Consider the following 21,553-nt stretch of genomic DNA (forward strand, 5'->3'; position numbering starts at 1 on the left):
CTATGATAGATATGCAGATCTTCTCTTCCAGCGCGCTATCGTCTTTGGCCTATGCGCCGGACGAAATTCTGCTGACCCTAGCCATGGCGGGCATTGCCGCGACAATGCTCTCGCCGGCGGTAGGTGTGGCGGTACTTGTCGTGCTGCTAGTGCTCGTGCTGTCCTACCGTCAATCGGTGGAGGCCTACCCCTCGGGCGGCGGCGACTATGAGATCGTCCGGAAAAATCTCGGGCCGCGCTCCGGAACCACCGTGGCCTCGGCTCTCCTGGTCGACTTCGTGCTCACCGTTGCGGTGTCCAGTTCTTCGGCCGCGCAGTACCTCTCGGGCGTTTTCCCCGCCTTGGAAGAGCATCGGGCCTGGGTGGCCTCGGCGATTGTGGCATTCTTGGTCGTCGCGAACCTCCGCGGCCGCGGACAGGGGCGTTGGTCCCTGGCCATTCCGGTGTACCTGTTCGCCGCCGGAATGCTGGCAATGATCGCCATCGGCGGGGTCCTGGCGCTGACCGGAAATCTGGGGCTGGCGCCGAGCGCCGAGTTCAACATTATTCCGGAACAGGAATTTGAGACCGGCATGCACGGCGTCTTTGGCGCCTTGCTGATCCTGCGCGCCTTCTCCACCGGTTCGGCGGCGCTGACCGGTATCGAAGTGCCCATTTCAAATGTGCATCACCTGCGCAAGCCCCGGGCCCGAAACGCCGGGCGCATTCTGCTGGTGCTGGGTCTGCTCTCCGGGGTGCTCACGCTCGGAACGCTGATGCTCGCCCGAGCCACGGGAATCAAGGTCGTGGCCGATCCGCAGGCCTCGTTGATGCTCGCCGGCCAGCCAATCGCGCAAGATTATGTGCAAGTCCCGGTCTTGGGGCAGTTGGCTCAAGCCGTCTTCGGAGACTTCTTCCTCGGCACCGTGGTGGTGTCCCTGCTGACCATCGCAGTCTTGCTGCTCGCAGGCAACCAGGCATTTAATTCATTCCCCAACCTCGCCAGCCATTTGGCTGGGGATGGCTACCTGCCGCGTCAGCTACGCACCCGTGGCGACCGCTTGGGCTTCTCCAACGGCATCCTTTCCCTCGGCGCCGCGGCGATCGTGCTGATCTTGCTGTTCAGCGGTGATGTGACGATTCTGGTGCAGCTCTACGTGGTTGGCGTGTTCGTTTCCTTCACGCTCAGCCAGCTCGGGATGCTCAAGCACTGGTCCCGCGTGTTGATCACCGTCACCGATCGCAAGGTGCGCGCCGCCAAGCAACGCAAGCGCCTGCTGAACCTGATTGGGTTGATTCTTTCGCTGCTGGTGCTGGTGATTGTGCTCGCCACCCGATTCGTTCACGGCGCCTGGCTTGCGGTGCTTGGCATTGTGGCGTTGACCTTGATCATGGAGTCCTTGCAGCGTCACTATCAGCAGGTTGACGACGAACTGGCGATCTCCGACGAGCATTCGGCGACCGCGTTGCCAGCCCGTGTCCATGCCTTGGTGCTGGTGTCCACGGTGCGTAAACCGGTGTTGCGTGCGCTCGCTTTCGCGCGAGCCTCACGCCCCTCCAAATTAGAAGCGATCATCGTGGACATCGAAGCGGAGAAGACCGAGCAAACGTTGGCCGCCTGGGATCGATTGCGCATTCCCGTGCCGATTACCGCGCTTGCTTCGCCCTATCGCGAAATTGCCGGACCGCTCATCGAACATATTCGCTCGATTAAGCGTGAATCTCCCCGCGACCTCATCGTTGTTTACATTCCCGAATATGTGGTCGGGCACTGGTGGGAACAGCTGGTGCATAACCAGACCGCGCAGCGAGTGAAGAACCGCCTGCACTACGAACCTGGAGTGCTCATCGCCTCGGTGCCTTGGCGCCTGCTGAGCTCATCCGAAGCACTGATCGGTGGCCCGACCGAGGAATCCTCGGCACACCGCCATACAACACCTCACGAAGGATAACTTTTATGAACGCCACCGAAACCCTGCAGCTGCGGTTAGGTTCGATTGCCCACGGTGGACACACCGTAGCTCGCCATGAAGGACGGGTAATTTTCGTCCGCCACGGCATCCCCGGCGAACTGGTCAATGTGCGCCTGACCGATGCGGGCGAGAGCGCCAAGTTCTGGCGCGCCGATGTCGTTGAGGTCCTTGAAGCGAGCGAGCACCGCGTAGCGCATGTCTGGGAACAGGCTGACGCGTTGAAGCACCGCGATCCGGTTGGGGGAGCGGAATTCGGCCATATGTCCCTGGACTACCAGCGCGAGCTAAAAGCCCAGGTGGCTGCCGAGCAGCTGACGCGCTTAGGCGGCTTGAAGGCCGAAGACTATAATTTCCCGGCGGTACAGGCCGTGGCGGGCGACTCCACCGGTCTGGGCTGGCGTACCCGGATGTCCTACTCGGTCACCGAGGACGGCCGGCTGGCGATGAGCGGATTCCGCAGCAACGAACTCACCGCAATCGACAACATGCCCTTGGCGCATCCGGGTATCGAGGCCATCGGCCTGTATTCCGTGGATTTCACCGGGATCGACCGGGTGGAGGCTGCGGTCTCCAGCGAGGATGACTCAACCGTTCTGGTCTTGCTCTCGGAACTGCGTCCGGGCGCGGCCAAGCGGGTGGCGCAGCAGCTGTCCGAAGGGGTGAACGTTGCGGCGTTCAGCCAGATCGGTGGTTCTGCCGCCGATGGCAAGGGGGAGCTGCAGACCATCGTGGGCAACAGCTGGTTGACCGAAAAGGTGCTCGGCAAGACTTTCCGGATCACCGGCGAGGGATTCTGGCAGGTGCACCGTCAGGCAGCCACGTTGTTGACCGAACGGGTGCTGGACCTGACTCAGCCGGAACCGGGCGAGGTCATTGCCGACCTCTACGCCGGTGCAGGCTTGTTCTCGCTGCCCCTGGCAGAAGCTGTGGGGCAGCACGGACGAGTGTTCAGCATCGAAGGTGCGCCGGGAACCCATGCGGATGCGAAGAAGAACCTGGCCGAGGTGCGCCAGGTGACAGTGACCCGCGGACGCGTGGAACGGCTGATGCGCCAGCTGGCCCGCGAAGCAGACCTGGGTGCGGTCGTCCTCGATCCGCCGCGCACCGGATTGGACAAGCAGTCCGCCGCGGAATTGGCGGAAAGCGGCGTTCCACGCATTTGTTACGTCTCCTGCGACCCGGCTGCTTTTGCCCGTGATACGGCTCGTTTGATGGCACGTGGCTACGAATTAGATCACATGGAGATTCACGATTTGTACCCGCATACCCACCATATGGAGTCAATTGGCTTGTTCGTGCGCCGCTAAACGATGGTTTGCGTCCGTTGGAACACGAATTTGCGGGATTGTTTCTGCTGATCCGGCATTTTCTTTCAGTAACGGATAGACTGTTTTTAGCACTGCAGCGATACAAGCATGACAATCTCAGTTAGGAACGCCTAACTGGAATAATGTTTGCACATGCATGAAGAATGAGTGTCTGGCGAGAGGAGTCCCAATGAGTAAAGTGGACAGTTTCGGTGCCAAGGGCGTACTTGACGTCAAGGGAACCGAATACGAAATTTACCGACTGAACAAGGTCGAAGGCTCGGACAGCCTTCCCTACAGCTTGAAGGTTCTTCTGGAGAACCTGCTTCGCACCGAAGATGGCGCGAACATCACCGCAGATCACGTCAAGGCCCTGGGCCAGTGGGATGCATCGGCTCAGCCGAATACCGAAATCCAGTTCACCCCGGCGCGCGTCCTGATGCAGGACTTCACCGGTGTGCCTTGCATCGTTGACCTTGCCACGATGCGTGAAGCCGTGCAGGAACTCGGCGGCGATCCTACCCGTGTGAACCCGCTGGCACCTGCCGAAATGGTCATCGACCACTCCGTGCAGATCGACACCTTCGGTTTCGCCGGAGCGGTCGAGCGCAACATGGAAATCGAATACCAGCGCAATGGCGAGCGTTACCAGTTCCTGCGTTGGGGCCAGACCGCATTTGACGACTTCAAGGTCGTCCCACCGGGCACCGGTATCGTGCACCAGGTCAACATCGAGTTCCTGGCTCGCACCGTGATGACCCGCGAGGTCAACGGCGTGCTTCGTGCCTACCCGGACACCTGCGTCGGCACCGACTCGCACACCACCATGGTCAACGGCATGGGCGTACTTGGCTGGGGAGTTGGCGGCATCGAGGCCGAGGCAGCAATGCTCGGCCAGCCAGTGTCCATGCTGATCCCACGCGTTGTCGGCTTCAAGCTCGCTGGCTCGATCCCGGCCGGCGCAACCGCAACCGACGTGGTGCTGACCATCACCGAAATGCTGCGTAAGCACGGCGTGGTTGGCAAGTTCGTTGAGTTCTACGGCGAAGGCGTGGCAGCAGTGCCGCTGGCTAACCGTGCAACCATCGGCAACATGTCCCCAGAGTTCGGCTCGACCGCCGCAATGTTCCCAATCGACGATGTCACCTTGGACTACCTGCGCCTGACCGGCCGCAGCCAGGAGAACGTGGACCTGGTCGAGGCATACGCCAAGGAACAGGGCATGTGGCACGATCCAAACCGCGAGATTCGCTTCAGCGAATACCTCGAGCTGGATCTGTCCACCGTGGTGCCATCGATCGCCGGCCCGAAGCGTCCACAGGACCGCATCGAGCTATCGGGCTCGAAGGAACAGTTCCGCAAGGACATCCACAACTACGTTTCGAACTCGGAAGACACCCAGGGCGTTGGCCGTCCATCGACCGCAGTTGAGGTGACCAAGGAAGATGGCGAGAAGTTCACCATCGACCACGGTCTGGTTTCGATCGCTTCGATCACCTCGTGCACCAACACCTCGAACCCTTCGGTCATGCTGGCCGCAGCGGTGCTTGCACGCAACGCCGCCGAAAAGGGCCTTGCCTCCAAGCCATGGGTCAAGACCTCGGTCGCCCCAGGCTCGAAGGTCGTCACCGAGTACTACGAGAAGTCCGGCCTCATGCCGTACCTGGAGAAGCTCGGCTTCTTCGTCGTAGGCTACGGCTGCGCAACCTGCATCGGTAACTCCGGCCCGCTGGATGCCGAGATCTCCGAGGCCATCAACGCCAACGACCTCGCAGCCACCGCGGTGCTCTCGGGCAACCGAAACTTCGAAGGCCGCATCAACCCAGATGTGAAGATGAACTACTTGGCTTCCCCGCCATTGGTCATCGCCTACGCACTGGCCGGCACCATGGACTTCGACTTCGAAACCGATTCCCTGGGCAAGGACAACGAGGGCAACGACGTCTTCCTGAAGGACATCTGGCCATCGCCAGTCGAGGTTCAGGAAATCATCGATTCCTCGATCGACGAAGGCATGTTCGCCAAGGGCTACGAAGGCGTCTTCGAGGGCGACGACCGCTGGAAGGCGCTCGACACCCCAGAGGGTTCAACCTTCAAGTGGGACGAGAAGTCGACCTACGCGCGCAAGGCTCCGTACTTCGATGGCATGACCGCCGAACCACAGCCGGTTTCCGACATCGACGGCGCTCGCGTGCTGTTGAAGCTGGGCGACTCGGTCACCACCGACCACATCTCGCCTGCAGGTTCGTTCAAGTCGGAAACCCCGGCCGGACAGTACCTGATCGAGAACGGTGTGGATCGCAAGGACTTCAACTCCTACGGCTCACGCCGTGGCAACCACGAGGTCATGATCCGCGGTACCTTCGCGAACATCCGCATCAAGAACCAGCTGCTGGACGGCGTCGAGGGTGGCTTCACCCGCGACTTCACCCAGGACGGCGCTCCGCAGGCTTACGTCTACGACGCTGCCGAGAACTACAAGAGCGCCGGCACCCCGCTGGTCGTGCTTGGCGGCAAGGAATACGGTTCGGGCTCCTCGCGTGACTGGGCTGCCAAGGGCACCGCACTGCTGGGTGTCAAGGCCGTCATCACCGAGTCCTTCGAGCGTATCCACCGCTCGAACCTGATCGGCATGGGCGTTCTGCCACTGCAGTTCCCACAGGGCGAGTCCGCTGATTCGCTGGGTCTGACCGGTACCGAGAGCTTCTCGATTGCCGGCGTGACCGAGCTGAACAACGGCACCACCCCGAAGACCCTGAAGGTGACCGCTACCGCCGAAGACGGCAAGGTCACCGAGTTCGACGCCGACCTGCGCATCGACACCCCAGGCGAAGCAGATTACTACCGCAACGGTGGCATCCTGCAGTACGTCCTGCGCCAGATTGCCGCGTCTAACTAAGGTTTCCACCTGAAGTTGGTTCCGGTTTCTGGAACACCCCCGAAGGCCTCAAAGCAATTGCTTTGGGGCCTTCGGGCATTTAATGCCCTGCGGCAAGGAACTAAGCTGAAGCCATGAGCGCTAACTGGCATCGTGGCCTGCTCGCCGGCCCGCAGGCGGCATTGGTGGAGCAGTGGCTGAGTTCCCCGCTGCTGGTTGAAGATCTCTCGTGGGGTCTGACCGACACCCGAGTGCTGCGCTTGCGTTCATTCGGACGGGACTACATCCTCAAGACGGCCGGATCGGCGAATCTTCATCTCGGCCGAGAGTTCAAGGCCCACGCAGGCTACACCGCCCCGTTGCTGGCACACGGGCTGACCGCTGCATTGCGTCATGAAGATCGGGCGCTGCGTCTGCTGCTCCTGGATTATTTGCCCGGTGTCTTATGCGAACGGACTTCCAGCGCCGATGACCCGGAGGTACACGAGCAGGCGGGTCGGGCATTGCAGCTCCTGCACGGGCAGTACGCCAAGGTGGACGAGGGATATGAAAAGAATTTCATAGCCAATGGCCTGAAATGGCTGGACGCAGAGCACCGGATTGAACCGAGTTTTGTGGCCGCCGCGCGCAAGATCTTCGCAGATTATCGTCCTGAACCGGTCCTCGTGGTGCCCACGCACGGTGATTGGCAACCGCGTAACTGGTTGATAGATCAAGGGAAACTGCGGGTGATCGACTTCGGCCGTTTCGCCTTCCGGCCCGCCGAAAGCGACCTGGCCAGGCTCTCGGCCCAGCAGTGGCGCGAGCATCCTGAACTAGCTACCGCGTTCTTTCGAGGGTATGGCCAGGACCCGCGGGAATTGCGGAGCTGGCCCATCGTGCAGCTGCGCGAGGCGATCGGCACCGCGGCCTGGGCCTACCAGGTCGGCGACACGGCCTTTGAAATCCAAGGACACCGAATGCTGCGCGACGCGTTGGAACTATTCTGAAAATACCGGCGGCGGCCCCAGGCTTGCGGGCTGCCGCCTAACAGTAGTCAAGGTCATTGCGGGTAAATTCGCACCTCACCGCAAGGTGACGGATAATGGAAATAGTCCTGCGAAAGCTACACTAAGAGTTTCGGATGGATCGACCGGTCCGTAGTGGGCGAACAAGTAAAGGGGATGACAGTGTCTTTGTTGGAGACCATCAACAAGCCTAGCGATCTGCGGGCACTTACCCTGGAACAATTAGAGGACCTCGCAGCGGAAATTCGCGCATTCCTCATCGCCAATGTGGCCCGTACCGGCGGCCACCTCGGACCGAACCTCGGGGTGGTCGAACTGACCTTGGGTATTCATCGTGTCTTTGACTCACCCACCGACTCCATCGTCTTCGATACCGGTCACCAGTCCTACGTGCATAAGCTCGTCACCGGACGCCAAAACTTCACCACCCTGCGTCAGCAAGGTGGACTTGCCGGTTATCCGGACCGCGGAGAGTCCGAACACGACATCGTCGAATCATCCCACGCCTCCTCCTCCCTCTCTTGGGTCGATGGCATCTCGCGGGCCAACAAGCTGCGCAAAAACACCGAGCGCTACGCGATTGCGCTGGTCGGTGACGGCGCGCTGACCGGTGGCATGGCCTGGGAAGCGGTCAACAATATTGCCGCCGACAAGGATCGCAAGGCCATCATCGTGGTCAACGACAATGGACGCTCTTATGCGCCGACCATCGGCGGACTCGCCAACCAGCTCTCGGGCCTGCGCCAGCAGCTGGATAAGTTCCGCACCCACCCGTACTACGAAGATGCCATGAGCAAGCTCAAGGGCAGGCTCAAGGACTCGGGGGCGGTAGGAAACTTTGCCTACAAGTCCCTGCATGCCACCAAGAAGGGCATCAAGGACTGGTGGGCTCCGCAGGGCCTGTTCGAGGATCTGGGGCTGAAATATATCGGACCCATCGATGGGCACAACCAGGGCGCCGTAGAAGAAGCATTGCTCCAGGCCAAGCAGTTCGGCGGCCCGGTGCTGGTGCATGCGATGACCGAAAAGGGCCACGGCTATGCGCCAGCCATTGCCGACGTGGCGGATCAGTTCCACGCCGTGGGCGTGATCGACCCGGAGACCGGCACCCCGGTGTCCAGCGGGGGAGCGCAGAGCTGGACCAGCGTCTTCGGCGAGGAAATCGCCGTAGTGGCGGATGAACGCGAGGATATTGTCGCAATCACCGGGGCCATGCTGCAGCCGGTGGGCCTGAAGAAGATGGCCGACAAGTACCCCGAGCGCGTCATCGACGTGGGAATCGCCGAGCAGCATGCCATGACGGCCGCCGCGGGACTGGCTTTTGGCGGCCTGCACCCGGTAGTTTGCGTCTACGCGACCTTCCTGAACCGGGCCTTCGACCAGCTGCTGATGGATGTGGCGCTGCACAAGGCCGGGGTCACCATCGTGCTGGACCGGGCCGGAGTCACCGGCCCCGACGGCCCAAGCCATCACGGCATGTGGGATATGGCGCTGACCCAGATCATTCCAAATCTGCACCTGGCCGCCCCGCGTGATGCCTCGCGGCTGCGCGAAGAACTCCGCGAAGCGCTGGCCATCGACGACGCGCCGAGCGTGGTGCGGTTCTCCAAGGGCTCGGTGGGCGAGGAAGTCGAGGCGATCGACCGGCTGCCAGATGGGGTTGACGTGCTGGCACGGCTCGGCGACCGGGCGGCCCCGGATGTGCTGATCGTCTCGGTGGGCGCGATGAGCGAGCTCTCCCTGGACGTCGCACACCGGCTGAACAGCCAAGGCATTTCGGTCTCCGTCGTTGACCCGCGCTGGGTGCTGCCGGTACCGGCTTCGGTGGTTTCCTTGGCCGCCCGCCACCGCATCGTGGTCTGCATCGAAGATGGCGTGCGCGCCGGGGGCGTCGGTTCCCGGCTGCGTACCGAAATGCGCGCTGCAGGGGTCGACACGGCCTTGAACGAGGTCGGTCTGCCCACCGAGTTCCTGGCTCACGGCAGCCGCGCCCAGGTGCTTGAACGCGTGGGGTTGACCGCCAAGCAGGTAGCCCGCGACACGCTGGCCCAGGTGCTCGGCACGAAGGTGCCCTTCGCCCGGCCGCTGCCTGGCCAGGAACTTCCCACCGGGCAGATTCCCAAGCTGTGAGCGGACCGATGCCATTGCCAACCGGGTTAACGCGGAACCCGGAGCCGATGAAATTCGGCTCGCTGATTGTCAGCCGCGCCTGGAAATACGACGGTAGCCCCCACTGGGTGGTCCCCGGTTTTTACCTTGGCTCCGATGAACACGGCCATTGGCTGCACCAGCCGGCCGGTTCTTTGGTCGCCAGGCCCGGAACCGCGCATCTGGCGGCTACCGACGCGCTGTGCCTGGTTCCGCACCGGGGCTTCTGGGTAGCGACCCTGTATTCAGATGCGGCCGATGACTTCGATGTCTACATCGATCTGGCTACTTCCATCGGCTGGCAGCCGCTGCGCCGCGGCGGGTGGGAAGTGAATTCCGTGGACATGGACCTCGACGTCATCCGTTCGCGCACCCGAGGCACGTTCCTGGACGACGAAGACGAATTCGCGGAGCATGCGCTCAGCATGAAATATCCCGAGGAACTGCAGCGCCAGATGCGCGAAACCAGCGCCACGCTATTGCACGACGTCGCCGAGAACCTGCCGCCCTTCACCCACGCACACCGACAGATCTGGCTGGCCAAGGTCGCGGAACTCCCGCACTGAGCCCGGCACCCAAACCTACCTAGAGGAAAAAACTATGGCGATCATCCGCACCTACCGTCTTGACGAGAAGAACGAACTGCAGTTCCGCGAAGCCTGGTACCAGCAGTTTGACGACGAGGAACTCGGACAGTTCGTGATCAACCACGGTACCGTCGGCCACATGTCAAAGACCAACGAAGTCCAAGATGTGAAGGCCGAACGCGCCGACGAGCTCTTCGCCGGATTCCTGGCCACCTGCGCGGAGGACGGCTTCGCGGAGATCCCTACCGAGGAACAGAGCTGGGTGATCGTGCAGTACGCGCTGAAGACGGTGGAAGGCACCGAACGCGACCGCTACATGGAGAAGAAGGCGACCGAAGCGCTGACCGGACACCTCGCCTGGCGGGGACTTGGCACCGTGGAGTCTAGCGACTTCGCGCCGCGCAAGTTGAACATCCGGGTGCTCTCACCGGCTCCAAAGCTTGCCGTCGCGGCGGTTAAGGTGTGCATCCGTGACGCCAAGCTGGACTTCACCAAGATGAGCGTGGGCACCGCGCCCTATGACAACCTGGAGGCCGTCAAGATGGCTCACCCGATGCCGGCGAAACCATTCTCACTGAGCTAGAAGCGACGGGGCAGCACGCTGACCCGCAGTAGCTGCGCCCGAAAGTGATGCTGAAGCCAGGCTTCTCCGCCATCGGCCGCACGAAGCACAAAGGACAAAGGACAAATGATTCCACAAGAGGATCGGGACGAATCCCCGGGAGCCACGCGTAAAACATCACAGATCGGGGCCACCCGAACACCACTTCACCTGGTGTTCCAAGCCTGCCTCGGTGTGATTGTTGGAATTGGCATTACCTCGCTGCTCGGCGACGTGCCCGGCGCCCAGCTGGCTCTGGGCGGCGTCTTCGTGGTGCTTGCCGCGTGGATCGTTGAGCAAGGTTTCCGGCTGCCGGCCCCGACCACGAAGACCGGATCGCGGATCCGCCTGGTCTTGCGCCTGGTTTCGCTGATCGGATTCACAATCGCCGTCAGCCCGCTGCTGGCCCTGATCGAAGCATGAGCGATTCACCACCAGCCAGCTAATCGCTAAGCGGTAACCGGAGCAAGCCCCTGCTCTTGGCCAGCCGATCGCCCGCGTGGTGCTGGGCTTCGGCTTGGCCTTGCAGCCGCTTTTGGTGCTCAACGGCTGGAGCGCAGCCAGCTAGCCGACCAGCAAATTTTAGCATGCAGCGCAAAGCGCAAGAGCCGGCCGGAACAATCCCGCAAGGGAAAAGTTCCGGCCGGCTCTTTTGGCTTGCCGCGACGCTTAGTCGGTGCCGGAGTCGAACGCTGCGGACTCGATGGCGCGGTCCTGCGCCCGTCCGGAATCATCCACAGGCGAAGCGTCAACGATATCGTTGGCGCCGCCGTTCTCCAACGAGCCAACGAGCTTTGCGGTGGATCCACCGACAAGGCCCATGCCGGCGTACTGTTCCAGGCGACCGCGCGAATCGGCGATGTCCAGGTTGCGCATGGTCAGCTGGCCGATGCGATCCAGTGGGCCGAAGGCTGCGTCGCCTACGCGCTCCATGGACAGCTTATCCGGGTGGTAGCTCAGGTTCTCGCCTTCGGTGTTCAAGATGGTGTAGTCGTCGCCGCGGCGCAGACGTACCGTCACGGTACCGGAGATGGCCGAGCCGACCCAACGCTGCAGCGCCTCGCGCAGCATCAGCGCCTGCGGGTCCAACCAGCGGCCTTCGTACATCAGGCGGCCCAGGCGGCGGCCTTCGTTGTGGTAGCTGGCCACGGTGTCTTCGTTGTGGATGGCGTTGACCAGACGCTCGTAGGCGATGTGCAGCAGCGCCATGGCCGGAGCCTCGTAGATGCCGCGCGACTTCGCCTCGATGATGCGGTTTTCGATCTGGTCGCTCATGCCCAGTCCGTGACGACCGCCGATGATGTTTGCCTCGTTGACCAGGGCCACCGGATCGGTGTATTCCTTGCCATTGATGGCAACCGGGCGGCCGGCGGAGAAGGTGACCGAAACATCCTCGGCCTTGACCTCGACGGATTCGTCCCAGTACTTCACGCCCATGATCGGCTCGACAGCCTCGAGGGAGGTGTCCAGCAGTTCCAGGGTCTTCGCCTCGTGGGTTGCGCCCCAGATGTTGGCGTCGGTCGAGTAGGCCTTTTCGGCCGAGTCGCGGTAAGGGAAACCGTGTTCCTGCAGCCATTCGCTCATCTCCGAGCGTCCGCCGAGCTGAGCGACGAATGCCGGGTCAAGCCATGGCTTGTAGATGCGCAGCTTCGGGTTGGCCATCAGGCCGTAACGGTAGAAGCGCTCGATGTCGTTGCCCTTGTAGGTCGAACCATCGCCCCACACGTCAACGCCGTCTTCGCGCATGGCGCGCACCAGCAGGGTGCCGGTGACCGCGCGGCCCAGCGGGGTGGTGTTGAAGTAGGCTTTTCCGCCCGAGCGAATGTGGAAGGCACCGCAGGAAAGCGCGGCCAGACCTTCTTCGACCAGGGCTGGCTTGCAATCGACCAGTCGCGAGGCTTCGGCGCCGTATTCCAGGGCGCGGTCCGGAACTGCATCGATATCTGGCTCGTCGTACTGGCCGAGATCGCCGGTGTAGGTGTACGGGATGGCGCCCTTGTCGCGCATCCAGGCAACTGCGACCGAAGTATCAAGGCCGCCGGAGAACGCGATACCTACGCGTTCGCCTACAGGGAGAGAGGTGAGGACTTTAGACATGTTTCCATCCTAATGGATAAATATGCAACACAGTGAATTGAGGCGTGAAATGTTCCGCACACCGTCCTACCCGATAGCCTATGGGTAAGTAGCCGTTGCGTGAAGCGGCCCCACGAAAACAATCAAAGAGGTGCTTATGGAATTTCGTCAGCTTGGCCGCAGTGGTCTGAGTGTTTCCGTCGTCGGACTCGGTTGCAACAACCTGGGGCGCCCCGGAACCGCCACGGAATCTCAAGAGGGAACCGACGCGGTGATCCACGCCGCCCTCGATTCAGGAATCACCCTCTTCGATGTTGCCGACACCTATGGGCGCGAACCCGGATTGTCCGAAGAGCGCCTGGGCAAGGCGTTGGGCGCCGCCCGCAAGGACGTGGTCCTAGCGACAAAATTCGGCATGGATATGAAAGGCGTCAACGGGCCCGACTTTGCGGCTCGCGGCTCGCGGCGTTATATCGTCAACGCCGTGGAAGCCTCGCTGCGCCGACTTGGTACCGACCATATCGACCTGTATCAGTTCCACACCCCTGATGCGAACACTCCCATTGACGAAACCTTGCGTGCCCTGGATGACCTGGTCACCAGCGGCAAGGTGCGCTACCTCGGCCATTCCAATCGGTCCGGCTGGCAGATCGCCCAGGCGGAATATGTGGCCCGCGAGCTGGGAACGGAGCGATTCATCTCGGCACAGAACCACTACAACCTAATCGACCGCCGGGCCGAACTGGAAGTGCTGCCCGCAGCCAAGGAGTTCGGGCTCGGGGTCCTTCCCTACTTCCCGCTGGCCAATGGATTGCTCACCGGAAAGTACGCCAAGGGCTCGGCGCCCCAGGGCAGCCGGTTGACCCATGCCCGCCAGCAACTACTGGAAACCAGCGATTTCGAACAGCTGGAGAAGTTCTCCGCCTTTGCCGCCTACCGCGATCTGGCACCGGCCGAGCTGGCCTTCTGCTGGCTGGCTGCACAAGAGCCGGTGGCTTCGGTGATCGCCGGTTCCACGCGCCCAGAGCAGGTCAAGGCCAATGCGCACGCGATTCGGTGGGTGCCCACCACGGAGGAAAGCGCTGAAATCGACGCGATCTTCCCTAGCCCGCAAAAGGTTGCCCTGTTTTAGCGGAACACCGCCAAAGACGCGGAGCTAAGGTGCGCCAGCCCAAGAAGGGGTCGGCGCACCTTAGCTCCGTGAACTGTCAGCTGTCCGTGGTTCAGGAATCCTGCGGCGGGAAGACGAGGATGTTCTCGCCCTCGATGGCCGCCGCGTAGCGAACCAGCGGTCGCGGGGCCGGCCCACCGAGCACGGTACCGTCCTGGTAGGCATAGCGTGATCCGTGGCAGGGGCAATAGAAGTTCGCCTCATCGGTGTCCGTGCCGACCGCGCAACCTTGGTGGGTGCAAATATTCGAGTATGCCAGCACCGTGCCCGCGTCGGCGCGATAGAGTAAGACTCCTAGGTCCTTGCCGCTTGCTGGACCGCGCACGATCACTTCGGCCTTGCCGTTCTCGGGCAATTCTGCCGTGCCGAGCACAATTTGCCCTTCCCCGCTGGGGCTGGGCGCCTCGCTCGCCGGGATAGCTGGCTCGGAGGAGGATCCGCCGCTACAGGCGGTGAGCGCAACGATGGTTCCTGCGGCACCGGCCGCCCCGAGCAAGTTGCGGCGCGTTGGTGGGATAGATCCATTCATAGGCCAATTGTTGCAGACGATGCCCGGGCTGGCACTAGCCCAAGGGCATTTATTCCTCCGCCGCCCGTCGCTAGGCCTGGCCCAGATACACCACGATCTGCTCATCTTCGATGGTGCAGGCATAGCGAGGCAGCGCGGCAATGGCCGGACCGGCGGACACCGCACCGTCGGCGGGTTGGAAACGCGAGCCGTGGCAGGCGCAGTAGAAATCATCTTTGGAAGATTTCGTAGTCACCGCACATCCTTGATGAGTGCAGATATTCGAGTAGGCATGCACGGTCTTCGCATCCTGGCGGAAAAGCAAAACGCCTATTTCTTCACCGGTAGCCGGGTCCTTCGCCACGACCTGTGCGCGGGACTTCTCGGGAAGGTCCGCCAACGGCAAGACGTTCTGCGCTTCGCCGGTTGGTTCGGGCACTTGCCCGGGTGTCGGATTCGGGGCGGCAGATTCTCCGTTGCCGCAGGCGGCGAGCAGGGCGCTGGATCCTAGAAGCGCGGAGGCGCACATCACCGTGCGGCGGGCTGGGCGTGCAAATTCGGTCATACCGGGATTCTCTCAGATGAACCTGTGCCATAGCTAAGCCGAAGATTACTCTCGTCTCTAGTCAACGCCGATTGTGTCCGGCATGGACAACGCCCCGTGCTGCCAACGACTCCGTGGGGGAGTTGGCAACACGGGGCGTGAACTGCCGGGGTGTTAGGAATTGAATTTCTTCCCGTTCACCCGCTCGGAGGCTCCGACCTGATCCAGATACGGGGTGATCCCGCCCAGATGCATTGGCCAACCCGCACCGGTGATCATGCACAGATCAACGTCGGCGGCCTCGGCGACCACCCCTTCGGAAAGCAGCAGGCCGATTTCTTCGGCCAGCGCATTCTGCACCCGGGTGAGGATCTCATCCTTGGTCGACGGCTTGCCGCCGAAGCTCAGCAACGCTTGGGCCGCGGGATCCAGCATCGGCTGGCCGTTGCCGTCCTTGGCCCATAAGCTGGTGATCTTCGCGTCGACCAATTTGCCGAGGTTCTCGGACACCGCGAACCGATCCCCGAAGGACGCGTTGAGCGACTCGTTGACGTGCTGCGCGACGGGCAGACCCACCATGGCCAGGAGCGTGAACGGCGTCATCGGCAGGCCCATGGGAGTCAGCGCGGTATCCGCCGTCTGCGCGTCGGTGCCTTCGTCGAACGCGGCCTGAACTTCGCTCATCAGCCGCAAGAGCACGCGGTTCACCACAAATGCCGTGGCGTCCTTGGTGCGCACCGTCGTCTTGCGCAGGTTCTTGCCCAGGGCGAAGGCGGTGGCTACGGTGGTTTCATTCGTCCACTGCGTCGCAGCGATTTCCAGCAGTGGCATCACCGCTACCGGGTTGAAGAAGTGGAAGCCGACAAGGCGTTCGGGATGCAATAGGTCCCGTCCCATCTCGGTGACCGAGAGCGAGGAGGTGTTCGTGGCCAGGATGCATTCGGGGGAGACGACGGTTTCTACCTCGGCGAAGACCTGCTTCTTGACGTTGAGTTCCTCGAAGACCGCCTCGATGACGAAGTCGGCATCGGCGAACACCTCCTTGGTGACCGAACCGGAAACCAGCGCCTTGGCGCGGTTGACCGCGTCCTGGCTCATCCGGCCTTTGCCGTGCAACTTGTCGATCTCACCGTGGATGTAGGCCAAGCCCTTGTCGATGCGTGACTGATCCAGATCGGTGATGATCACCGGAACGTTCAACTTGCGCACGAAGAGCAAGGCCAGCTGGCTGGCCATGAGGCCCGCGCCGACCACGCCGACCTTGGTAACCGGTCGGGCGAGCTTGGCATTGGGCGCTCCGGCCGGGCGCTTGCCGCGCTTTTGCACCAGCTCGAGGAAGGCATACACGGTATTTTTGAACTGGTTGGTGGCCATCAGCTCGGTGAGCGCCTGGATTTCCAGTTCGGCCGATTCCTTTTGGGTGAGCTTCAACCCCCGGCGGAAGACTTCGAGCACCTTGTAAGGCGCGGGGGCTGCTCCGGAAAGTTTCGCGTCGACAAACTGTTCGGCCTTGTCTGCCGCCTGCAGCCAGCGTCGGGCTACCTCTGGATCGCTGGGGTCTACCGAATTTTCTCCTTTGACCTCGATGTCGCCGCTGAGCACGCCGTCTGCGAACGCGACCGAGCTCTCGATGAAGTCGGCGGGCTCGAATAGCGCATCGGCCACACCGAGCTTGTAGGCCGCCGGGCCGGAGAGCGTGCGGTTGTTGTTCAGCGGGTTCTCCACCATGACCTGCAACGCGTTTTCTGGTCCGATGAGCCGCGGCAGTCGGTAGACGCCGGCCCATCCCGGGATCAGGCCCAGGAAGGCTTCGGGCAGCCCCAGGGCTCCGGCTGCGGTGCTCACCGTGCGGTAGGTGCAGGCCAGCGCGATTTCCAGGCCGCCACCTAGGGCAAGCCCGTTGGTGAACGCAAAGGTCGGCACACCTAGATCTGCGAGCAATGCGTAGGCTCGGTGCCCGAGGGTGGCCATCGCGGTCGCCTGCTCCGGTGCGGAGAGCCGGGTGACCGCCGAGAGGTCGGCGCCGGCGATGAGGAAGTAGGGCTTGCCGGTGATGGCCAGTCCGTGGATTTCGCCGGCCTTGGCGCGGGCCGCCTGCTTTTCGAGCGCGGCGTGCAGCTCCAGCAGGCCGTTGGGGCCCAGCGTGGTGGGCTTCTTATGGTCCAACCCGTTGTCCAGGGTGAGCAGTACCAGGGTTTTGCCGCTCGGTAGGGCTACATCCTTGGTGAACGAGTGGGTGATCGTTTCATCGTGCATGAGTTCGGCTACGGCCGAAAAGTCCTGAGTCATTTCTTGCTCCCTAAGCCTTTGCGCCAAATTCTGCGTGGTTTGGATTCTCCCAAATCACCGTGCCACCCATGCCGAGGCCGATGCACATGGTGGTAATTCCGTAGCGCACCGTGTGGTCCTCTTCGAACTGGCGGGCCAGCTGAGTCATCAGGCGCACGCCCGAGGAAGCCAGCGGGTGGCCAACGGCGATCGCCCCGCCGTAGCGGTTCACTCGCTCATCGTCTTGTGCGATGTTGTAGAAGTCGAGGAAGGAGAGCACCTGCACGGCGAAGGCCTCGTTGATTTCGAACAGTCCGATATCGGTGATGCTGAGGCCGGCCTTGGACAGCGCCTTTTCGGTGGCCGGAACGGGGCCGTATCCCATGACATCGGGCTCCACCCCGGCGAAGGCGAAGGAAACCATGCGCATCTTCGGGGTCAGACCCAGCTCACGCACCGCTGCGCCGCTGGCGAGCATAGCTGCGGTGGCCCCGTCGTTCAGTCCCGCCGCGTTGCCGGCGGTCACCCGGCCGTGGGCACGGAATGGGGTGCGCAGTTCGGCCAGCGATTCCAAGCTGGTGCCCGGCCGCGGTGGCTCGTCAACGGTGTTGACCGCCCAGCCTTCGCCCGGACGCTGCGCGGCGACCGCCACGAGATCCGGCTGGATCTGGTTGTTCTCATAGGCGCGAGCCAGTTTGTTTTGCGAGGCTACCGCGTAGCTGTCGGCGCGTTCCTTGGTGATTTCCGGAAAGCGGTCGTGCAGGTTCTCCGCGGTGTTGCCCATGTTCAGGGCCTGCGGGTCAACGATCTTCTCGGAGAGGAAGCGCGGGTTCGGATCCGCGCCCTCACCCATGGGGTGGTTCCCCATATGCTCGACGCCGCCGGCGATGGCCACGTCGTAGGAGCCGAAGGCGATGCCGCCGGCCAGCGAGGTCACCGCGGTCATGGCGCCCGCGCACATCCGGTCGATGGCGAATCCGGGCACCGACTTTGGGATTCCGGAGAGCAGGCCCACGGTGCGTCCGATGGTCAGTCCCTGGTCGCCGGTCTGGGTGGTGGCAGCCATGGCGATCTCATCGATCTTCTCGGCGGGTATTTCTGGGTTGCGGCGAAGGAGGCCACGTACGGCCTTGACCGCGAGGTCATCGGCGCGGGTGCCGTGGTAGATTCCCTTCTCGCCTGCCTTGCCGAAGGGGGTGCGTACCCCGTCGATGAAGACGACATCGCGGTCGTCGAGCGAGGTGTGCGCGTTTCCGGGCACGGTCGAGGTGTTGACACTCACCGTCGGGCTCCTTGGGGTAGTTTCAGGCTGCCCCGAGAGCCGGGGCAGTGGCCAGCATCACTGTGACCTGAACCATACGTTACTCATGAGTAACTTCAAGTGCAAGTGCTGGTTCCACCCTCCGGGCCCGGCTAGCGCTATTTTGCTCTAGCCGCGCAGCGCCTGGGCGAGTTTTGCGCTGAGCAGATCACGTTGCCAGGGGCGCGCACCGAGTTCTTCCAAAGCGGCATCGATCGATCCGGCGCTGTATATGGCCGGGGGATTCCAGCACAGCGCACGCAAGAACTTCGGGGTCAGAAGATTTTCTCCCGGAATGTTCCATTCTTCGCTGACTTCCGCAAGCACCTCTCGGGCAGCCGTCAGCCGGACCGCGGCCTGCGGGTTCTTCTCGCTCCACAGGCGCGCGTTCGGCAGTTCCGAACCGCCGGTTCGCAGGTCTGGGAGGTCCGTGGAATTTCGCCCGCGCTGCATCGCATCCAGCCAGCGCGGAGCGTCGCGCTTGGCGCTGCGTCCGTGGAAGCCGGAAATCTGCAGCAATGCGGGGACGCTGTTCGGCCGGTGGTCGACGGCGGCCATAATCGCAGAGTCTGGCAGCAAGCGGCCCGGAGCCACATCGCGGGACTGGGCCAGGGTCTCGCGGGACTGCCAGAGCTCACGCGCCACCGCGAGATTGCGCCGGTTTTTGATCTTATGGATTCCGGAGAGTTTGCGCCAGGCTTCCGGTGGGGCCACCGGGTCCGGCAGCTGGCGGACGTACTCGAATTCTTGGGCGGCGAATTCCAGCTTGCCCTGCTCCTCAAGCACCTCGGAAATCTTTTCGCGCAGTTCGAAGAGCACCTCGACGTCCAGCGCCGCGTAATTCAGCCAGGACTCCGGCAGCGGCCGGGTGGACCAGTCCACCGCCGAGTGTTCCTTGGCCAGCTGCAGTCCAAGCAGTTCGCCGACCATGGTGCCCAGGGCCACGCGGGGGAAACCCGCCAAGCGTCCGGCCAGTTCGGTATCGAACAGGCCGGTGGGGGAGAGTCCCGCGTCGTGCAGGCAGGGTAGATCTTGGGTGGCCGCGTGGAGGATCCACGGCAGCTCGTTCATGAGTTCCAGCAGCGGGTCCAGCGAGTCGAGGCTCTCCGGGTCGATCAGCCAGGTGCTTGCGCCTTCGCGGCGGATCTGGATGAGGAAGGCGCGTCGTCCATAGCGGAATCCACTGGAGCGTTCGGTATCGACGGCCAGGTCCCCGTTGCCGGCGCGTAGTGCGCGCACCGCTCGATTCAGCGCCGCCGCGGTGTTGATGACTTCCGGAATGCCGTCTCTTGGGGCGGTCAGTGGGGTCAGGGTTGGCTGGTCTGCGGCTGGCTCTGAAGTAGTCATGGTCCCTCTATTCTAGGACCGATGGCGCGAAGTTTTAGCTTAGGCGGCGATGCGGCAGCTGCTGCACGCCCTCGGGAAGCGGCGGCATGCCGGCAAAAGTGCACACCATATCGGCCCAGGCGCTCAGATGTGCCCCGAGCTCCTCGCTCTGCTGCGGGGTCCAAGAAGCGCGCAGTTCGATGTCGATATGGTCTTGCTCGCCTTCCAAATTGCCAAAGGACTCTGAGATGACCCGGGTGGCGGTGCCACCGGCAGAATGGTAGGAGGCCTGGCGTTCGCGCAAGGCATCTTCAAGCCAGCTCCAGGCAACCGAGGCAAGCATCGAGTCCTGGCCCATTTCGTGATCCAGGCGCGCCCGGATGTAGCTCACGACGCGGAACTGGCCGCCCCATAATTCCTGGCCTGCCGGGTCGAAGAGCAACACGAAGCGTCCGGTCGCCAGCGGGGCTTCGGGCTGCAAAAACGGGGTGCGCGAGTACTCCTGGCCGTGCTCTCCGTGGCCGGGCCCAGAGCCTTCCAGCACATCACCGCTGAGCGCCAAGGCGAACGGCGCCAGCCGCGCCGGAGCAGGGATTTCGGTGATCTTCAATTCCTTGCGAACGGCGGCATGCGAAAGTTCGCCCAGGGCCTTGGAAAACGCCGGTGGGATAGCTGCAGAAGCACGATCGTTGGTCACAGGTCGAGTCTAAAACGCGCCGCACCGCGGTAGCGGTACGGCGCGCCGAGACGGCTCAAGCTGCGCGGTAGGCAGCCAGCAGCTCGCGAAGTTTTGCGGTGAATGCGCTGACATCTTCCTCGGTGGTGTCGAAGGAGCACATCCAACGCACGTGACCTGCTGCGCGGTCCCAATCGTAGAAGCGGAAGTGCTCACGCAGCTGATCGGATACCTCGGTAGGCAACTGCGCGAAAACCCCGTTGGCCTGGGCCGGGTAAACCAGCTCTACGCCGTCGAGCTCTTCCACGGCGGAAGCCAACTTCGCAGCCATCGCATTCGAATGCCCGGCCAATTCGCGCCACAGCCCGGTCCCGTAGAGTTCGAGCAATTGCGCTGAGATGAAACGCATCTTGCTGCCGAGCTGCATGTTCATCTTGCGCAGGTACTTGAGATCTTGGGCCAACGCGGGATCAAGGGTCAAGATCCCTTCGCCAAGCAGCAACCCGTTCTTGGTGCCGCCGAGCGAGACGATGTCGACCCCGACGTCGGTGGTCAGCTCCCGCAACTCCACGCCGAGCGCGGCGGCGGCATTGCCCAAGCGTGAACCGTCCAGGTGAACCTTCATGCCCAGTTTGTGGGCGTGCTCGGTGATGGCTCGAATTTCATCCGGGGTGTAGATCGTGCCTAATTCGGTGCCCTGGGTGATCGACACCGCCAGCGGCTGTGCCCGGTGCTCATCGCCCCAACCCCAGGCCTCCTGATCGATCAGTTCGGCGGTGAGCTTGCCATCGGCCGAGTCGACCTGCAACAGCTTAAAACCGCCGATGCGTTCCGGCGCGCCATTCTCGTCGACATTGATATGCGCGGTGCTCGCGCAGATCACCGCACCCCAGCGGGGCAGCAAGGACTGCAGGGCGGTGACATTTGCGCCGGTGCCGTTGAAGACCGGGAAGATCGCGGCCTGCGCACCGAACAGTTCTCCCGCCATCGCGTCCAGCGCGGCGGTGTATTCGTCATCGCCGTAGGCGCTCTGGTGCCCGCCATTGGCGCGGGCAATTGCCTGGAGGATGCGTGGGTGCACGCCGGAGTAGTTATCGGAGGCGAATCCGCGCACCGCAGGGTCGTGGCTAAAAGTCATGAGATTTTTGGTCCTTCGTAATGGTGCTGAGCAGGTGATGTGCCCAGTGGAAAACGCTACACCAGC

Annotated in this window: 17 protein-coding genes; 9 read left to right on the top strand and 8 right to left on the bottom strand. The window is 62.7% G+C overall.

Features of this window, described 5'->3' with window-relative positions; translation table 11 throughout:
• The first annotated feature begins 2 nt into the window (after positions 1 to 2).
• The 8 genes from ACT3UQ_RS03060 to ACT3UQ_RS03095 all read left to right on the top strand — a co-directional run bounded on the left by ACT3UQ_RS03060 (position 3) and on the right by ACT3UQ_RS03095 (position 10,903).
• Complete coding sequence (locus tag ACT3UQ_RS03060) at positions 3 to 1,931, top strand: APC family permease (protein ID WP_444636474.1); 1,929 nt, start codon at positions 3 to 5, stop codon at positions 1,929 to 1,931.
• A 5-nt stretch (positions 1,932 to 1,936) separates the two neighbouring features.
• On the top strand, positions 1,937 to 3,259 hold the full coding sequence (locus ACT3UQ_RS03065) for a class I SAM-dependent RNA methyltransferase (RefSeq protein WP_105649554.1): 1,323 nt from the start codon (positions 1,937 to 1,939) through the stop codon (positions 3,257 to 3,259).
• A gap of 190 nt (positions 3,260 to 3,449) precedes the next feature.
• Positions 3,450 to 6,158 (top strand): aconitate hydratase AcnA, encoded by a 2,709-nt coding sequence (acnA, locus tag ACT3UQ_RS03070; protein ID WP_444636475.1) that lies wholly within the window; start codon positions 3,450 to 3,452, stop codon positions 6,156 to 6,158.
• Positions 6,159 to 6,271: 113 nt separating this feature from the next.
• On the top strand, positions 6,272 to 7,126 hold the full coding sequence (locus ACT3UQ_RS03075; RefSeq protein ID WP_444636476.1) for a phosphotransferase family protein: 855 nt from the start codon (positions 6,272 to 6,274) through the stop codon (positions 7,124 to 7,126).
• 180 nt (positions 7,127 to 7,306) lie between these two features.
• A complete protein-coding gene (dxs, locus tag ACT3UQ_RS03080; RefSeq protein ID WP_444636477.1) occupies positions 7,307 to 9,274 on the top strand; it encodes a 1-deoxy-D-xylulose-5-phosphate synthase in 1,968 nt (655 codons plus the stop codon).
• Between the two features lie 8 nt (positions 9,275 to 9,282).
• Complete coding sequence (locus ACT3UQ_RS03085; RefSeq protein WP_105552511.1) at positions 9,283 to 9,858, top strand: DUF402 domain-containing protein; 576 nt, start codon at positions 9,283 to 9,285, stop codon at positions 9,856 to 9,858.
• Positions 9,859 to 9,892: 34 nt separating this feature from the next.
• Positions 9,893 to 10,462, top strand: coding sequence for a hypothetical protein (locus tag ACT3UQ_RS03090; RefSeq protein WP_105568890.1), 570 nt, complete (start codon positions 9,893 to 9,895; stop codon positions 10,460 to 10,462).
• 105 nt (positions 10,463 to 10,567) lie between these two features.
• Complete coding sequence (locus ACT3UQ_RS03095; protein WP_105649551.1) at positions 10,568 to 10,903, top strand: hypothetical protein; 336 nt, start codon at positions 10,568 to 10,570, stop codon at positions 10,901 to 10,903.
• 246 nt (positions 10,904 to 11,149) lie between these two features.
• On the opposite strand, the gene argG is transcribed toward ACT3UQ_RS03095, so the two are convergent.
• Positions 11,150 to 12,577 (bottom strand): argininosuccinate synthase, encoded by a 1,428-nt coding sequence (gene argG / locus ACT3UQ_RS03100; protein ID WP_096286375.1) that lies wholly within the window; start codon positions 12,575 to 12,577, stop codon positions 11,150 to 11,152.
• 136 nt (positions 12,578 to 12,713) lie between these two features.
• Between argG and ACT3UQ_RS03105 the strand changes: the two genes are divergently transcribed.
• Positions 12,714 to 13,688 (top strand): aldo/keto reductase, encoded by a 975-nt coding sequence (locus tag ACT3UQ_RS03105; RefSeq protein ID WP_105552373.1) that lies wholly within the window; start codon positions 12,714 to 12,716, stop codon positions 13,686 to 13,688.
• A gap of 91 nt (positions 13,689 to 13,779) precedes the next feature.
• Here the strand turns inward: ACT3UQ_RS03105 and ACT3UQ_RS03110 are convergent, their stop codons facing one another.
• The 7 genes from ACT3UQ_RS03110 to ACT3UQ_RS03140 all read right to left on the bottom strand — a co-directional run bounded on the left by ACT3UQ_RS03110 (position 13,780) and on the right by ACT3UQ_RS03140 (position 21,487).
• A complete protein-coding gene (locus ACT3UQ_RS03110) occupies positions 13,780 to 14,256 on the bottom strand; it encodes a QcrA and Rieske domain-containing protein (protein ID WP_105552372.1) in 477 nt (158 codons plus the stop codon).
• A gap of 70 nt (positions 14,257 to 14,326) precedes the next feature.
• Complete coding sequence (locus ACT3UQ_RS03115; protein ID WP_105568894.1) at positions 14,327 to 14,800, bottom strand: Rieske (2Fe-2S) protein; 474 nt, start codon at positions 14,798 to 14,800, stop codon at positions 14,327 to 14,329.
• A gap of 153 nt (positions 14,801 to 14,953) precedes the next feature.
• Entirely contained in the window at positions 14,954 to 17,068 is a 2,115-nt protein-coding gene (locus ACT3UQ_RS03120; protein WP_444636478.1) for a 3-hydroxyacyl-CoA dehydrogenase NAD-binding domain-containing protein, read from the bottom strand.
• A gap of 10 nt (positions 17,069 to 17,078) precedes the next feature.
• Positions 17,079 to 18,329 (bottom strand): thiolase family protein, encoded by a 1,251-nt coding sequence (locus ACT3UQ_RS03125; protein ID WP_105552369.1) that lies wholly within the window; start codon positions 18,327 to 18,329, stop codon positions 17,079 to 17,081.
• 147 nt (positions 18,330 to 18,476) lie between these two features.
• Positions 18,477 to 19,694, bottom strand: a complete 1,218-nt coding sequence (locus tag ACT3UQ_RS03130) for a ribonuclease D (protein WP_444636479.1) — start codon at positions 19,692 to 19,694, stop codon at positions 18,477 to 18,479.
• Between the two features lie 34 nt (positions 19,695 to 19,728).
• Positions 19,729 to 20,370, bottom strand: coding sequence for a DUF3000 domain-containing protein (locus ACT3UQ_RS03135; protein WP_105552367.1), 642 nt, complete (start codon positions 20,368 to 20,370; stop codon positions 19,729 to 19,731).
• Positions 20,371 to 20,425: 55 nt separating this feature from the next.
• Positions 20,426 to 21,487 (bottom strand): threonine aldolase family protein, encoded by a 1,062-nt coding sequence (locus ACT3UQ_RS03140; protein ID WP_105568897.1) that lies wholly within the window; start codon positions 21,485 to 21,487, stop codon positions 20,426 to 20,428.
• Positions 21,488 to 21,553 lie beyond the last annotated feature (66 nt).

Origin of the sequence: Glutamicibacter sp. AOP12-B1-11, from assembly GCF_052379245.1 — a bacterium.
In the GTDB taxonomy this organism is placed as follows: Bacteria; Actinomycetota; Actinomycetes; order Actinomycetales; family Micrococcaceae; genus Glutamicibacter.

Coding starts and splice junctions, on each gene's coding strand:
- ACT3UQ_RS03060 (WP_444636474.1), top strand. CDS start 3: ATGATAGATATGCAGATCTTCTCTTCCAGCGCGCTATCGTCTTTGGCC.
- ACT3UQ_RS03105 (WP_105552373.1), top strand. CDS start 12,714: ATGGAATTTCGTCAGCTTGGCCGCAGTGGTCTGAGTGTTTCCGTCGTC.
- acnA (WP_444636475.1), top strand. CDS start 3,450: ATGAGTAAAGTGGACAGTTTCGGTGCCAAGGGCGTACTTGACGTCAAG.
- ACT3UQ_RS03110 (WP_105552372.1), bottom strand. CDS start 14,256: ATGAATGGATCTATCCCACCAACGCGCCGCAACTTGCTCGGGGCGGCC.
- ACT3UQ_RS03075 (WP_444636476.1), top strand. CDS start 6,272: ATGAGCGCTAACTGGCATCGTGGCCTGCTCGCCGGCCCGCAGGCGGCA.
- argG (WP_096286375.1), bottom strand. CDS start 12,577: ATGTCTAAAGTCCTCACCTCTCTCCCTGTAGGCGAACGCGTAGGTATC.
- ACT3UQ_RS03140 (WP_105568897.1), bottom strand. CDS start 21,487: ATGACTTTTAGCCACGACCCTGCGGTGCGCGGATTCGCCTCCGATAAC.
- ACT3UQ_RS03130 (WP_444636479.1), bottom strand. CDS start 19,694: ATGACTACTTCAGAGCCAGCCGCAGACCAGCCAACCCTGACCCCACTG.
- ACT3UQ_RS03065 (WP_105649554.1), top strand. CDS start 1,937: ATGAACGCCACCGAAACCCTGCAGCTGCGGTTAGGTTCGATTGCCCAC.
- ACT3UQ_RS03085 (WP_105552511.1), top strand. CDS start 9,283: ATGCCATTGCCAACCGGGTTAACGCGGAACCCGGAGCCGATGAAATTC.
- ACT3UQ_RS03115 (WP_105568894.1), bottom strand. CDS start 14,800: ATGACCGAATTTGCACGCCCAGCCCGCCGCACGGTGATGTGCGCCTCC.
- ACT3UQ_RS03095 (WP_105649551.1), top strand. CDS start 10,568: ATGATTCCACAAGAGGATCGGGACGAATCCCCGGGAGCCACGCGTAAA.
- ACT3UQ_RS03120 (WP_444636478.1), bottom strand. CDS start 17,068: ATGACTCAGGACTTTTCGGCCGTAGCCGAACTCATGCACGATGAAACG.
- ACT3UQ_RS03090 (WP_105568890.1), top strand. CDS start 9,893: ATGGCGATCATCCGCACCTACCGTCTTGACGAGAAGAACGAACTGCAG.